Here is a 15314-nt window from a genome sequence, read left to right on the forward strand (position 1 = left end):
ACTTTAGACTGATTAAAAGTTTTTAACGTGCTGAAGTTTGGCAACATATTCCGGAGTATAAGTTAAGTTTCCACTTTTGAAACTTATAATATATACAAACATTTTCTGGACAAAATAAATAGAGCAGATGTTAACAGCTGCTCTAGATATGTAAATCTATAATTATTTAACTAGATTTTGAGCTACACACAATGCTGCAAATATTATGGCACTTATAACTGTAACTCTTGATAACATAGCCTCTGAAGTTCTAGATTTGTTTCTTGAGTAAAAAGATTCATTTGTACCACCGCTGATTAATCCACTTAATCCATTAGTCTTACTAGGCTGCATCATAATAGCTACTATTAGCACTATTGCTACTAATAATTGTATCACAGTCAAAAGAGTACGCATATTTCCCACCTCCTGGCATTTTAACACATCTTACATTGTAACATATAAATATAGCTATTACAATAAAACATACCGATTTACTTCAACGCAAACCGGTATGTGTAGTAAACTTATTATCTACTTCTTTATATTGTAGAAAGCAGCTAATCCTCTGTATTCTCCAACTTCATCTAATTCTTCTTCTATTCTTAGAAGTTGGTTGTATTTTGCTACTCTTTCTGATCTAGCTGGTGCACCAGTCTTTATTTGGCCTGCATTTACTGCTACAACTAAATCAGCTATTGTAGTATCTTCTGTTTCACCAGATCTGTGTGATACTACTGCAGTATATCCAGCTCTTGCTGCCATTTCTATAGCATTTAAAGTTTCTGTAAGAGTTCCTATTTGGTTTAGCTTTATAAGTATTGAGTTTGCAACACCTTTTTCTATACCAGTCTTAAGTCTACTTGTATTAGTTACAAATAAGTCGTCTCCTACAAGCTGTATTTTTCCACCTAACTTTTCAGTTATTATCTTCCAACCCTCCCAATCTTCTTCAGCCATTCCGTCTTCAATTGAAATTATTGGATATTTGTTAACAAGATCTACATAGTAATCTGCCATTTCTTCAGAAGTTAGCACTTTACCTTCACCTTTTAGGTTATACTTTCCGTTCTCATATATTTCTGATGAAGCTGGGTCTAGTGCTATGAATATTTCTTTTCCTGGAGTATATCCAGCTTTTTCTATGGCTTCAACTATTATTTGAATAGCTTCTTCATTTGATTTTAGGTCTGGTGCGAATCCACCTTCGTCACCTACATTAGTATCATATTTTTTTGATTTTAGTAGTGATTTTAATGTATGATATATTTCTGAACTCATTCTTAGGGCTTCGCTAAAGCTTGGTGCTCCAGCTGGCATTATCATAAATTCTTGTAAATCTACATTATTGTCTGCATGTTTTCCACCATTTATTATATTCATCATTGGTACTGGAAGAACTTTTGCATTTACCCCACCTATGTATTGGTAAAGACTTAGTCCAAGAGATTCAGCTGCAGCTTTAGCAACGGCTAGGGATACTCCAAGAGTAGCATTTGCTCCAAGCTTTCCTTTATTTTCTGTACCATCAAGTTTTATTATAGTTTTGTCAATTAAAACTTGATCAAATACATTCATTCCTATAAGTTCTTCAGCAATAAAGTTATTTACGTTATCTACAGCTCTTAGAACTCCTTTTCCATTATATTTTGATTTGTCATCATCTCTTAATTCTACAGCTTCGAATATACCTGTAGAAGCTCCTGATGGAACTGCTGCTCTTCCAATTGTTCCATCTTCTAGTACAACCTCAACCTCTACTGTAGGAAAACTTCTTGAGTCTAGTATTTGTCTTGCAAATACATCTACAATTTCAACATAATTTTTCATAAAAACACCTCCGAAATTATTATAATTTTGTAAAAAGTCACTTTGTAACTTTTATATTATTAATATTTCTTTATTAATATATCCATATAACTCACTTATTATATCAATAGTAACTCTGAAAAGTTTAATATATTATCCAAAATATCTAAAGACTTAGTTTATCCAATGGCTACCATCTGGAGATAAGAATCACTTGATATACCATCATATTAGATTAAATATATACATATATCCATTTATCTGTATCTTTGGATAATGTTTATTAATTAACATTTATTATAATCAAAATATACCATATTATCATTAATATGGCAATAGAAATTGTTTTAATAAATATTTATTTTTCAACATATAATTATATTGTCAGTGAATGTTTTTATTGATTACATCCAAATTAATCCACATAATAATTCAAATAACTCTAACAAAACTTTTGGATTTTTACCTGTTAGTTGATGAATTCTATCTAACCTGTAATTTAGAGTATTTCTGTGTATATTCAATTTACCAGCCACATTATTAATATCACCATTCTCCTCTACATAAGCTTGTATAGTTTGAATGAGCTCTAGTTTGTTGCCAGATTTATTAAGATTTAAAAATAAGGAAATCAATGATTCTTTATTGTCATAAGATAAATGGATAAAAAATTTTAAATCATCATAGTTATATATTTTGGCTGACGGTTTTATTCTAATGCCAAATTCCATTGCCAATTCCGCCTTTTCTAATGAAACAGCAGCAGTACTCTCTTCTCCCCCTAAACTTATCTTATGTATCTCTTGACTATCTTTTAAACTATTTAATTGTGTATTATTTGACTGATTACTTGTAATAAAAAATACTGTCTTATTATTATCTAAATCACAATAATGAGAATACTTTTGACATAATAGTCTAAAATTATTTGAGTTTACATTGCCCTCTACAAGAATAGCCTGACATTTTTTTGTAAGATCAAGTCCGTAGCTTTTAGCTCTCTCAAAAAACTCATTATCATACTCAGTTTTCCTATGAGCAAGTTCATGATAAAACTTCTGCATATTTAATCTTTTATTCTGAAGTGCTTCATTAATTTTAGATTGTTCAATTAAGAGAACTGCCGTTACACGAACCAATTTACTAAACCTTCTTACTTCATCGGGATAACCTGTAATTCCTATTACTCCAATTATTTTCTCATTTATAATAATAGGTTCGTTTACCCCTGGCCTCATTCCTTCTTTCTCATCATATACTTCATTTATAAGTCGATTTTCTATTGCTTTTTTAGCTCCTTCATGAATATCACCAATACGTTTAATATCTCCGCTTCCTATTATTACTCCATTTTCATCCATTACATTTATATTATAAGGAATTACTTCCATCATTTCGTTAACAATTTTTTGTGCGATGATTTTTGATAATTTCATATTACTCACATCCTTTTAATTGTATTATATATTAAGAAAAGATGCATTTCAAAATTAAATGCATCTTAAAATATTCTATACAACCTTATGATTTATATTATAATTATAGTTTAATAGCTCCTCTGCTCTTTTTACAATTTTTGACATAGTCAAAACCGTCTCTACTGGATATTTTCCACCTGCTGTTTCTCCACTAAGCATAACTGCATTAGTACCATCTAACACTGCATTTGCTACATCAGAAACCTCTGCCCTAGTAGGTCTTGGATTATTACTCATTGATTCCAACATTTGCGTAGCTGTAATAACTGGTTTACCTACCTCATTACATTTTCTTATAATCATCTTTTGCACAACAGGTACTTCTTCTAATGGTATTTCTACTCCTAAATCACCTCTTGCAACCATTATACCATCAGATACTTCAATAATTTCATCAATATTATTTACTCCTTCATGATTTTCTATCTTAGAAAATACTCTGATATGACTTCCTTCATTTTCATTTAATATTTTTTTAATTTCTAAAACATCTTCAGCTTTTCTAACGAAAGAAGCAGCAACAATATCTACACCCATGTCTATTCCGAATTTTAAATCCTCAACATCCTTTTCTGTTACAGCAGGTAGTTTAGTAACAACTCCAGGTACATTTACATTCTTATAGTTTCCCAAAGTTCCTGTATTCTTTACAATACAATGTATTTTGTTTTCTTCTATTGCTTTAACCTCTAGACCTACCAAACCATCTGCAATTAGAATATAATCTCCTATATTTACATCTTTATATAAATCTCTGTAACTTATAGAGCAGGTAGTTTCATCTCCTATTATGTCTTCTCCGCATAAAACAGTATAAGATGTACCTTCTACTAATTTTACACTTCCTCCAACAAATTTTCCTGTTCTAACCTCTGGACCTTTAGTATCCAATAATATCTCTACAGGCTTATTCAACTCCATTCTAAGCTCTTTTACTAAATTAATTTTTATTCTATTCTCTTCATGACTTCCGTGAGAAAAATTATGTCTTGAAACGTCCATTCCAGCATCTATTAATTTAAGCATTACCTCTTTACTATCACTTGCCGGTCCTATTGTACATATAATTTTTGTCTTTCTCATATATATTTCTCCTATCTTCTTTCTATGTATAAGTTTATAAAAGACATCCGTATAAATAAATTTATACGGATTGTTATCTACTATAATAAATTCATTAATCTTATTATACTTTCAGCTGTATTTTCAGTATTTTCCTGTCCTTTTACTAGGGCTTCCTCCAAAGAAGTTACTCCTTTCATAATGCCAAATATTGAATCTATTCCCATTCCATATAACACATCTATACCTTCCCCAACTCTTCCCGCTAATGCAATCACTGGCTTATTGTATTTCTTAGCAACTGTTGCAACGCCTAAAGGAGTCTTGCCATACTGAGTTTGAAAATCTATACTTCCTTCTCCAGTCCAAACCATATCTGCATCTTTTACTTTTTCTTCTAGTCCAGCATATTCAATTACCATTTCGATACCTTTTTTCAAAGTACCATTTAAAAATGCCATAAGTCCAGCTCCTAATCCACCTGCTGCTCCGGCACCTGGTTCATTTAACACATCTTTTCCAAGTTGTTTTTTAATTATATCTGCATAGTGTTTTAAATTATCATCTAATATTCCTATGATTTCCTTAGTAGCTCCTTTTTGTGGACCAAATACATTTGAAGCTCCTTTTTCTCCACAAAGTGGATTGTTAACATCACAAGCTACTTCGATTATAACTTCTTTTAAGCGAGAGTCAAAATTACTTAAATCAATGCTATTCAGTTTTCCTAATTCTCCACCACCGAAACCTAATTCATTCCCATGTTTATCTAATAATTTTCCACCAAGTGCTTGTACTACTCCGGCTCCACCATCATTAGTTGCACTTCCCCCAATACCTATTAACAATTTTTTTACTCCATGATCTAGACAAGCCTTAATAAGCTGTCCAGTACCATAAGTTGTGGTTATTAAAGGATTCCTTTGTTCTACAGGTACTAGATGTATTCCACTAGCACTAGCCATTTCTAATACCCCTATTTCTCCATCTCCTAAAATACCATACTGTGCTTCTACTTCATTACCTAGTGGACCAACTACTTTTAAAGAATATATTTTCCCTTTAGTAGCATCTACTAAGGACTGCATAGTTCCTTCTCCACCATCAGCCATAGGTACATGTATACAATTAATATTACTATTTACTTTTTTTATTCCTCTTTCCATTGCTTCACAAGCTTCTTTTGCTGTCATACTTTCCTTAAAAGAATCTGGTGCTAATACAATAACTAAATCTTTCTTCATTCTTAACCCTCCAAATACTATTTATATAATTATGTTTCTTATCTTAGAAATCCATAAACAATCGTTGCCACTATAGTCATGGTACCACCAACGATACTCTCAAATGGCATCAGTTTCATACGGTCTTTTATGCTCATTTTAACTGATTCCCCTGATACGTGGAAGAAATTACCGTGAGGCATATGATCGATTACTGTTGCACCTGTATGCACCATAACTGCTGCACTTAATGGGTCTACTCCCATTGATAGAATCGCTTTTCCAAAGGTACCTGCTGCTACGATAGCCGCCGTTGACGTTGAAGCCATGGCTGCCCCCATCAGTATACCTGATATAGGTGCAAGGAATGTGCCTGAGATGCCTGCTGTTTTTATACCCATTACAACAACATCACTTAAGTTTGACTTTGATACAATACCGGCAATTGCTCCAGCTCCAATTAATAAGATTACAGTTCCAGTCATTCTATTTAAACCTGATGTTGTATAAGAAATAATTTTATTAGCCTTTCCCATTGCCAATAATCCTACTATACCTGCAACAGGAAGAATAATCATTGAGTCTACATTAAATGACATAAGGGACTTTATATGAAAAATATTAGCAACCGGGTTTATTCCCAATAGTACAATTGCAGTAATTGGAGCAACCATGGCCTTTACAAAGCTAGGTTTTTCCTTTGTAGATGTTGCAGCTACTTCCAAATCTGTATCTTTTAGCTGAACACCTTTATTACTTATCAAACGTCCAACTATAAAGGTTGCTATCAGTCCTGCAACAGCAGGTATAAATCCAGCAATCATTACATTAGCTAAATCTACGTTAAATCCTTTTGCAACTGCAATTGTATTTGGGTTTGGAGAAATTATATTTCCTGCCTTACCTCCACCTACCATAGCAAAGAGAACGGCAGTTTTGGAAAGTCCTACTTTCTTGGCTACAGATAAAGCAATCGGAGCAACTATTATAATTGCAACTGTGATAAATACACCTACTGCAGTTATAATCATAGTAGCTAAAGCAATTGCTAGAAGAGCTTTCTTTTCTCCTAAACTTTCAACAATAGTTTCAGCAATTTTCTCAGCAGCTCCAGACTCAATCAAAATACCTGCAAGTACACCTGCTGCTATTACACGAACTACTGCTCCCATAACACTATTAGTGCCCTCAATAATAATCTTTACTGTTTGATCAAGAGATGCACCACCAATAAGTCCTCCTAGAATTGCACCACCAAAAAGGGCATATACAGGGTTTACTTTTCTAAAAATTAACACTACGGCAACTATAAGTCCAAATATGGCTCCACTCCAATGAACTACTGACATTTTAATTCCTCCTAAATAAACTATTAGTAAATTACTTTGTTAATATAGTAATTATCTAAGGTTAACGTTTTCTCACCTTACATATTAATAATAATACATTTATTGAAACCTTAACATTGTTTACTTAACATTTTTTTTTGTTCATTTGCACAATATTTTTTACATTATAATGCATAGTATACACTTTTTACTTAGGTTTTGTATAAAACTTAACAATGGTTCTTAAAAGCGGAGAAGCCTCTTATAGACACCCTAAAATTTTTATAATCAAAAATGACTAATTAAAAATAACAAGCAAAATTATTTTTGTTAAAATAGACAACCTCTTTGTAAAAAATCAAAATAAAAGGAAGATATAAATTATATACGTGATAAAAAAACCCTACTTAGTTGAAAACTAAAATAGGGTTTTTTATCTGCTAAATATTTAAATTAAATTATTTTATAAGGCTAGTTCCTGTCATTTCAGCTGGTTTATCTAAACCCATTACTTCAAGCATTGTAGGAGCTATATCGGCAAGTACTCCTTCTCTTATTGATTTAGCATCTGCTGCAATATATACGAATGGAACTGGATCTACTGTATGAGCTGTCATTGGTTTTCCATTTGAATAATCTATCATTTGTTCTGCATTTCCATGATCTGCAGTTATGAATGCAGCTCCACCCTTTTCTAATACTTTATCTACAACTTTTCCTAAACATTCATCAACAGCTTCTACTGCTTTTTTAGCAGCTTCGAATATACCTGTATGACCTACCATATCTGGATTTGCATAGTTTAGTATAATCATATCATACTTATCTTCATCTAATTTGCTTAATAGCTCGTCTGTTAACTGATATGCACTCATTTCTGGTTGTAAGTCATAAGTTGCAACCTTTGGAGATGGTACAAGAGCTCTATCTTCATTCTTTAATGGCTCTTCTACTCCGCCATTGAAGAAGAAAGTTACGTGAGCATATTTTTCAGTTTCAGCTATTCTTAGTTGGTTCTTTCCTAATTTACTTACATATTCACCTAAAGTATTAGTATAAGATTCATTAGTAAATGCTACATCTACACCCTCAAGAGTTGAATCATACTCAGTTAAAGTTACAAATGTAAGATCTAAAGTTTCTCTTGAGAAACCATCAAATACCTTATCATTTATAGCTCTAGTTATTTCTCTCGCTCTGTCTGGTCTGAAGTTGAAGAAAACAACTGAATCTTTGTTCTTTATTGTAGCTGTTGGCTTACCGTCTTTAACAATTACTGTTGGAAGAACAAATTCATCAGTTTTGTTATCATTATAAGATTTATCTAAAGCTTCCATTGCACTTGTTGCTTGTTCACCTTGTCCAAGTACCATAGCATTGTATGCTAATTGTACTCTTTCCCATCTCTTATCTCTATCCATAGCATAATATCTTCCTGATATTGTTGCTATTTCTCCAGCACCAATTTCTTTCATGTAGTTTTCTACTTCTTCTACATATTCTTTTGCTGATCCAGGAGCAACGTCTCTTCCATCAGCGAAAGCATGCACATATACGTTCTTAACTCCCTTTTCTTTAGCAAGTTTTAAAAGGCCTTTAAGATGCTCTGTATGTGAGTGAACACCACCTGGAGATAGAAGACCCATTAAGTGAAGAGATGAGTTATTTTCTAAAACGTTATTTACAGCTTTATTTAAAGCTTCGTTTTCAAAAAAGTCTCCGTCATTTATAGACTTTGTTATTCTTGTAAGTGCTTGATATATTATTCTTCCAGCACCTATATTTAAGTGTCCAACTTCTGAATTTCCCATCTGACCTTCTGGAAGTCCAACACTTAGTCCACTTGCCTTTAGTTCTGCATGAGGATAGTTATTCCAATATCTATCAAAGTTTGGTTTATTTGCTGCTGCAACTGCGTTTCCGTCAACTTTATCTGTAAGTCCAAATCCGTCAAGTATTACTAACATTACTGGCTTTTTACTCATTTCTACCTCCAAAAACTCTTATCCATTCTCCAGCAGCTATAAATTTATTATTATATCTGCTTTACTTTGAATTAATTACAAAAATTTCATCCCATAGCTAACTTATGCTAATATAAGCTTTACTTTATAATTGGGAATTGAGAATGGGGAATATTATAATACTCTCCACTCTCAATTCTCAACTCTTCTAGAAATTAACTATTGCTGCAAAATCTTCTGCTTTTAAGCTTGCTCCACCAACTAATGCTCCATCTATATCTGATTGAGCCATTTGAGCTGTTATTGTAGCTGGTTTTACTGATCCGCCATATTGAATTCTTACTTTTTCAGCTGTTTCTTTTCCGTATAGTCCAGCTAATACACTTCTTATATAAGCTATTGTTTCATTTGCTTGTTCATCTGTAGCTGTTTTTCCTGTTCCTATAGCCCAAATTGGTTCATATGCTATAACAACTTTTTCTACATCTTCCTTTGATACTCCAGCTAAGTCTAATTTTATTTGTCTTCCTAAAACTTCTTCAGTTACGTTTGTTTCTCTTTCTTCTAAAGTTTCTCCACAGCAAAGTAATGGTATTAAGTTATGTTCTAAAGCTTTTTTAACCTTTTTGTTTACAGTTTCATCAGTTTCATTGAAGTATTGTCTTCTTTCACTGTGTCCTAAAATTACATATTCAACACCAAGTGTTTCAAGCATAGCAGGTGCTATTTCTCCAGTGTAAGCTCCGCTTTCTTCAAAGTGCATGTTTTGAGCTCCAACTTTTATATTAGTTCCTTTAACTGCTTTTAATACAGCATCTAAAGCTATGAAAGGAGGGCAAACAACTACATCACATTTTGCATCCTTTACATGATTCTTTAAACTTTCAACTAATTCTAATCCTTGTTCTATAGTGTTATTCATCTTCCAGTTTCCAGCTATTATAGGTTTTCTCATAATTAATTACCTCAATTCTTTAATTATTATTTATTCCATTTATAACTGTCAAAGAAGATTTTTATTAACTAAATTATATCACAGTAATAGTATATGTAAAGTTAAATAATAATGATTATTATTTACAACTTAGTAAATTCTACACTGTATATGTTTTTTCTTCCTTGACTTTTATGATATATTTTAAATTTTATCTATTAACTAGCAGCTGTAACCTCTACCTTATACAAGCAGGGAGGTAGTAACTACTAAGCCCTGAATTCATTGAACTAACACTCATATGCAGTTAAAACTACATATGAGCATTAATTTTACTTTACCTAGCAACCATTAAACTTCTAACTACTTATCGTTTAATGCTACTATTCCTGGTAATTCTTTTCCTTCTAAGAATTCAAGTGATGCTCCACCACCAGTAGAGATGTGAGTCATCTTGTCTCCGAATCCTAATATGTTAACAGCAGCTGCACTATCTCCTCCACCGATAACAGTTGTAGCATCTGCATCAGCCATAGCTTTTGCTACTGCAATAGTTCCTTTTGCGAAGTTTTCAAATTCGAATACTCCCATTGGTCCGTTCCAAACAACTGTCTTAGATTCTTTAACAGCAGTAGCATATAACTCAGCAGTTTTTGGTCCGATATCTAATCCCATGTATCCTTCTGGAATGTTTTGATCTTCAGTTACAACTGGAGTTGCATCTGCTGAGAATTTATCTCCAACTACGTTATCTACAGGAAGTAATAATTTAACTCCTTTAGCTGCAGCTTTTTCTATCATTTCTTTTGAATAATCAACTTTGTCTGCTTCAAGAAGTGAAGTTCCTATAGTATATCCTTGAGCTTTTAAGAATGTGTAAGCCATTCCTCCACCGATGATTAAAGTATCTACTTTATCAAGTAAGTTGTTTATAACATTGATTTTGTCTGATACTTTAGCTCCTCCAAGGATTGCTACAAATGGTCTTACTGGGCTATTAACAGTTTCTCCTAAGAACTTTAATTCTTTTTGAATTAAGTATCCACATACTGATACTGGAACGAACTGAGTAACTCCAACAGTTGAACAGTGTGCTCTGTGAGCTGTTCCAAATGCATCATTTACAAATACATCAGCAAGTGATGCTAAGTCTTTTGAGAAGCTTTCTTCGTTCTTTCCTTCTTCAGGTCTGAATCTTGTATTTTCAAGAAGAATTACATCTCCTTCTTTTGCTTCAGCAACTGCTTTCTTAGCGTTTTCTCCAACAACTGTATCATCAGCAGCGAAAACTACTTCTTTTCCTAGTAATTCGCCTAATCTCTTAGCAACTGGAGCTAATGTTTTTGATGGGTCTGGTCCCTTAGCCTTTCCAAGGTGTGAGCAAAGTACAACTTTTGCTCCGTTTTCTACTAAATATTTTATAGTTGGTAGTGCTCCAACTAGTCTGTTTTCGTCAGTTATAACTCCATCTTTTAGTGGAACATTAAAGTCACATCTTACTAATACTCTTTTTCCTTTTACTTCGATATCTTCTATTGTTTTTTTGTTAAAAGCCATGTTATTCACCTCATAATTTATATTTAATATATGATATGTCTAAAAAAGTCTGGCCTTATAGCCCAAACTACAAAACCAGACTTATTTTTAATGTTTAAATACTTGTAACTAAATACTTAAATTACTTTAAGAAGTTAGCGAAATGCTTTATAGTTCTAACCATTTGGCTAGTGTATGAATTTTCGTTGTCATACCATGAAACTGTTTGAACTTGGTATAAATCTTCTCCGATTTTAGAAACCATTGTTTGAGTTGCATCGAATAAAGAACCATAAGTGATTCCAACGATATCAGAAGATACTATTTCTTCTTCAGTATAACCGAAAGATTCATTTGAAGCAGCTTTCATAGCAGCGTTGATTCCTTCAACTGTAACGTCTTTTCCTTTAACAACTGAAGTTAAGATTGTTGTTGAACCAGTTGGAACTGGAACTCTTTGTGCAGAACCGATTAATTTTCCTTGTAATTCTGGGATAACTAATCCTATAGCTTTTGCAGCTCCTGTTGAGTTTGGAACTATATTTACAGCTGCTGCTCTAGCACGTCTGAAGTCACCTTTTTTATGTGGTCCATCTAATACCATTTGGTCTCCAGTGTAAGCATGGATTGTTGACATTATACCAGATTGAATTTTTGCATAATTATTAAGTGCATTAGCCATTGGAGCTAAACAGTTAGTTGTACATGATGCAGCTGAAATTATGTGATCTTCAGCAGTTAATATATCATGGTTTACATTGAATACAACTGTTGGAAGATCGTTACCAGCTGGAGCTGAAATAACAACTTTCTTAGCACCTGCAGTGATGTGTGCTTGAGATTTTGCTTTAGATACATAGAAACCAGTACATTCAAGTACTACGTCTACTCCAATTTCTCCCCATGGAAGTTTTGAAGCATCAGCTTCTGCATATATTTTGATTTCTTTTTCGTTAACAACGATAGAAGATTCTTTAGCTTCTACTGTTCCTTCGTATCTACCTTGAGATGAATCATATTTTAATAAGTGTGCTAGCATCTTAGGATCTGTTAAGTCGTTGATTGCAACAACATCATATCCTTCTGCACCGAACATTTGTCTGAATGCAAGACGTCCTATACGTCCAAATCCATTAATAGCTACTTTAATCATTGTAAATTCCTCCTAAATGTTTAATTATTTTTTTATGTAAAAATTAAAATTTGTTGGCTATTTTAAAAAATTAACTATTTCTCTAGCTGCACCTTCGTCAGTAATGAGTATACTGTTATGGTGATTTAGTTCTGTAGACATAATCGCCTCAGCTTTACTTTTACCTCCTGCTACAGCTATTAACGTTTCTATTTTTCCTATCTCTTCATTTTTTATTCCTATGCTTGGTGTGGAATAGACAATCTTTCCATCTCTATTAAAATAATATCCAAAAGCTTCGCCTACTGCACCCATTGCTTGTATTTCTTGGATTTCTTCTTCTGTTAGACCTCTTCGTCTAGCCATTTTTTCTGCTCTACCTATACCATATAATAAAATATTAGCATTATATATAATATCAAGTATTTTTTTTACATCTGATTCTTGAATTATAGCACTCATGGCTTTATCACTTAAGTTATCTGGAACATGAAGAAGTTTATAACTACCATCTAGCTTATTAGCAAGGCTTGCTGCCAAGGTATTAGATTGTGTCTCCACATTCTTTCCCATGCCGCCTCTAGCCGGAACTACTAAAATATCATTTATTCCTGATATCTTAGGGAAATTCTTGATTACTTCTTTGATGGTAGAACCACCAGTAACCGCAATTATACTCTTATGTTTTATAAGACTTTTTAAACAGTTAGCTGCTGCTCTTCCTAATTCATTTAGTATAGTTCTATCTTCATCTAAGTTTCCTGGAACTATAATGACCTTTTTGACTCCTAAACTTTCCTTTATAAGCTTTTCAATTTCAGACAGACCTTTTAACTCATGAATAAAATCTTTGAGCTTATCTATGATTTCTTCTCCATCGCTTGTTATAGTCATACCTGGGGTACTTATTTCGATGAAGTTTTGACTTTTTAAAAAATTTATCTCTGTCCTTACAACTCTTTCACCAATACCTAAGTTATTGGCCAACACTCTTCTGCCTATAGGTTGATTATAATATATTGTCCTAAGAATGTTGTATCGCTTTTCTAGAAGTTCTACAAGTTCCGGAACTATTTTTTGCTGTAATTTTAATACCTCTTCCATCCGAAACACCTCTTTGGTCATTTACTGTCCCAGTGTTTTATTTTGTGTCCCACCTTTATTATAAGACAAAGAATAGATTTTTTAAATAGTATTTTGAAAAAAAATATGAATAAATTGTGAACAATGGGAAGATGGACTAAAATCTCTTCCTTCCTTTGGATGATTTTACGCCCATTTCTTCTCTATATTTTGCTACAGTTCTTCTTGAAATATTCATACCTTCCTTATTAATCAATTCGCAAATAGTTTGGTCGGATAAGGGTTTTGTCTTGTCTTCTTTATCTATTATATCTTTTATAGCTTTCTTAATTATTCTTGCAGACATATCCTCTCCGCTATCTGTTGAGGATATTCTAGTAGTAAATAAATCCTTTATCCTTACAGTGCCTCTATTAGTGTATATATATTTTTCTCTTATTGCTCTGCTTATAGTGGATTCATGCATTTCCAAATCATCTGCAATTTCCCTAAGTGTCATTGGTTTTAAATAATCATCACCGTACTCAAAGTAATCTTTTTGCAGCTCTAAAATTTTTTCTAAAACCCTATATACTGTACTTTTTCTATGTTGTATACTTTTCATTAAAAACATAGCACTATTTAATTTTTCCTTTACATAATCTACTGCATCTTTATCAGTATCATTTTTTATAATATCTTTATATATTTCATTTATAGTGAGTTTTGGCAACACATCATCATTCATTAATATATAGTATTCGTTATCTATTTTTCTTATATAAGCATCTGGTACTATATATTTAACTTCTTCTCCAGTATAAAATCCCCTGGATGGTTTGGGGTGCAAAAGTTTTATTATATCTCCATATTCTTGTGCATCCTTAACATCTATATTTAGTTCTCTTGCAATTACATTATATTTATTTTCTGCCAATAACTCTAAGTATTCATCTATTATCTTAAATATCTCTTTATCTTTTATTCCTTTTTTTATAACTTGTATCTTTAAACACTCTTTTAAGTCTCTGGCACCTATGCCATCTGGCTCCAATGCTTGTATTATTTTTATGCAATATTCAGTAAGCTCTTTAGATATCTTAAGTTCTTGTTTTATTTCTTCATCCTTTACGCCTAAGTATCCTCTTTCATCTATATTTTCAACAATATAGTAACAGATGGCTTTAACATAACCCTTTTCTGCTAAATCTCTTACTTGTTCTTTTAAATATTCTTTTAATGATCTCTTTTCAGAAATAAAATTGAAGGGTGATATTTCCTCTTCATCGTTTTTTTCATAATTGTGATGACTATAGTTATCAAACTCAAGATATTTAACTAGTTCTTTATAATCTAACTTATTTCCATCTTCATTATTGGCGCTTGATACGTTTGCATCAAGCACTGGGTTTTCCTGCATCTCTTTTTCAACAAACTCTTGAAGTTCTATACTTGACATTTGAAGGAGCTTTACAGACAACTGCATCTCTTGAGTCATGACTAGCCTCTGTTCTTGGGTTAAATTCAAACCAAATTCCATATTCATATTTTATACCCCGTTTCTAGTCCTATAAACTTACTTAGCTTTATTATAACACTAACATGTACCATATATAAGTTATAAATTTAATAAAATAGAGGACTCTACAACTTATTAAAACCTTTACATTTATACATAAAAAACATAGCAATATTACTATGCTTTTCTATTTTCACATAAGGCATCTAAAAAAATAACAAGTCAATCTTAACCAGGGAATTTTGCATAAGATAAGGCGGCAGGTTCCGCCAACGTAGTATTACACAA

The 15314-nt window shown here is 32.4% G+C and carries 11 protein-coding genes and 1 pseudogene; all 12 read right to left on the reverse strand.

Annotation, left to right across the window (positions count from 1 at the left end; genetic code table 11):
* Window positions 1-162: 162 nt before the first annotated feature.
* The 12 genes and pseudogenes from secG to rpoN all read right to left on the reverse strand — a co-directional run bounded on the left by secG (window position 163) and on the right by rpoN (window position 15047).
* On the reverse strand, window positions 163-396 hold the full coding sequence (gene secG / locus HGI79_RS17485; RefSeq protein WP_185651969.1) for a preprotein translocase subunit SecG: 234 nt from the start codon (window positions 394-396) through the stop codon (window positions 163-165).
* 117 nt (window positions 397-513) lie between these two features.
* On the reverse strand, window positions 514-1809 hold the full coding sequence (gene eno, locus HGI79_RS17490; RefSeq protein ID WP_185651970.1) for a phosphopyruvate hydratase: 1296 nt from the start codon (window positions 1807-1809) through the stop codon (window positions 514-516).
* 383 nt (window positions 1810-2192) lie between these two features.
* Window positions 2193-3224 carry a sugar diacid recognition domain-containing protein gene (locus HGI79_RS17495; RefSeq protein ID WP_185651971.1) on the reverse strand — a complete coding sequence of 344 codons (1032 nt, stop codon included), beginning with the start codon at window positions 3222-3224 and terminating at the stop codon, window positions 2193-2195.
* Between the two features lie 90 nt (window positions 3225-3314).
* Window positions 3315-4349: pseudogene (gene pyk, locus HGI79_RS17500) on the reverse strand (pyruvate kinase); the annotation flags it as partial.
* Window positions 4350-4429: 80 nt separating this feature from the next.
* The gene (locus tag HGI79_RS17505; protein ID WP_185651973.1) at window positions 4430-5572 is read right to left on the reverse strand and encodes a glycerate kinase; all 1143 of its coding nucleotides are present in this window, start codon (window positions 5570-5572) and stop codon (window positions 4430-4432) included.
* 38 nt (window positions 5573-5610) lie between these two features.
* Entirely contained in the window at window positions 5611-6900 is a 1290-nt protein-coding gene (locus HGI79_RS17510; protein WP_185651974.1) for a GntP family permease, read from the reverse strand.
* A 437-nt stretch (window positions 6901-7337) separates the two neighbouring features.
* On the reverse strand, window positions 7338-8864 hold the full coding sequence (gene gpmI, locus HGI79_RS17515) for a 2,3-bisphosphoglycerate-independent phosphoglycerate mutase (protein ID WP_185651975.1): 1527 nt from the start codon (window positions 8862-8864) through the stop codon (window positions 7338-7340).
* Between the two features lie 187 nt (window positions 8865-9051).
* Window positions 9052-9798, reverse strand: a complete 747-nt coding sequence (gene tpiA, locus HGI79_RS17520) for a triose-phosphate isomerase (protein WP_185651976.1) — start codon at window positions 9796-9798, stop codon at window positions 9052-9054.
* Between the two features lie 342 nt (window positions 9799-10140).
* Window positions 10141-11334 (reverse strand): phosphoglycerate kinase, encoded by a 1194-nt coding sequence (locus HGI79_RS17525; RefSeq protein WP_185651977.1) that lies wholly within the window; start codon window positions 11332-11334, stop codon window positions 10141-10143.
* 121 nt (window positions 11335-11455) lie between these two features.
* Window positions 11456-12466 (reverse strand): type I glyceraldehyde-3-phosphate dehydrogenase, encoded by a 1011-nt coding sequence (gene gap / locus HGI79_RS17530; protein ID WP_185651978.1) that lies wholly within the window; start codon window positions 12464-12466, stop codon window positions 11456-11458.
* 57 nt (window positions 12467-12523) lie between these two features.
* The gene (locus HGI79_RS17535; protein ID WP_185651979.1) at window positions 12524-13549 is read right to left on the reverse strand and encodes a sugar-binding transcriptional regulator; all 1026 of its coding nucleotides are present in this window, start codon (window positions 13547-13549) and stop codon (window positions 12524-12526) included.
* A gap of 136 nt (window positions 13550-13685) precedes the next feature.
* On the reverse strand, window positions 13686-15047 hold the full coding sequence (rpoN, locus tag HGI79_RS17540) for an RNA polymerase factor sigma-54 (RefSeq protein WP_185651997.1): 1362 nt from the start codon (window positions 15045-15047) through the stop codon (window positions 13686-13688).
* Window positions 15048-15314: the final 267 nt, after the last annotated feature.

It is taken from the genome of Clostridium sp. DJ247 (genome assembly GCF_014231265.1).

Bases quoted from the DNA above. Each gene is read 5' to 3' on its own strand.
- gpmI (WP_185651975.1), bottom strand. From the start codon at position 8,864: ATGAGTAAAAAGCCAGTAATGTTAGTAATACTTGACGGATTTGGACTT.
- secG (WP_185651969.1), bottom strand. From the start codon at position 396: ATGCGTACTCTTTTGACTGTGATACAATTATTAGTAGCAATAGTGCTA.
- HGI79_RS17535 (WP_185651979.1), bottom strand. From the start codon at position 13,549: ATGGAAGAGGTATTAAAATTACAGCAAAAAATAGTTCCGGAACTTGTA.
- HGI79_RS17505 (WP_185651973.1), bottom strand. From the start codon at position 5,572: ATGAAGAAAGATTTAGTTATTGTATTAGCACCAGATTCTTTTAAGGAA.
- gap (WP_185651978.1), bottom strand. From the start codon at position 12,466: ATGATTAAAGTAGCTATTAATGGATTTGGACGTATAGGACGTCTTGCA.
- HGI79_RS17510 (WP_185651974.1), bottom strand. From the start codon at position 6,900: ATGTCAGTAGTTCATTGGAGTGGAGCCATATTTGGACTTATAGTTGCC.
- HGI79_RS17495 (WP_185651971.1), bottom strand. From the start codon at position 3,224: ATGAAATTATCAAAAATCATCGCACAAAAAATTGTTAACGAAATGATG.
- tpiA (WP_185651976.1), bottom strand. From the start codon at position 9,798: ATGAGAAAACCTATAATAGCTGGAAACTGGAAGATGAATAACACTATA.
- HGI79_RS17525 (WP_185651977.1), bottom strand. From the start codon at position 11,334: ATGGCTTTTAACAAAAAAACAATAGAAGATATCGAAGTAAAAGGAAAA.
- rpoN (WP_185651997.1), bottom strand. From the start codon at position 15,047: ATGGAATTTGGTTTGAATTTAACCCAAGAACAGAGGCTAGTCATGACT.
- eno (WP_185651970.1), bottom strand. From the start codon at position 1,809: ATGAAAAATTATGTTGAAATTGTAGATGTATTTGCAAGACAAATACTA.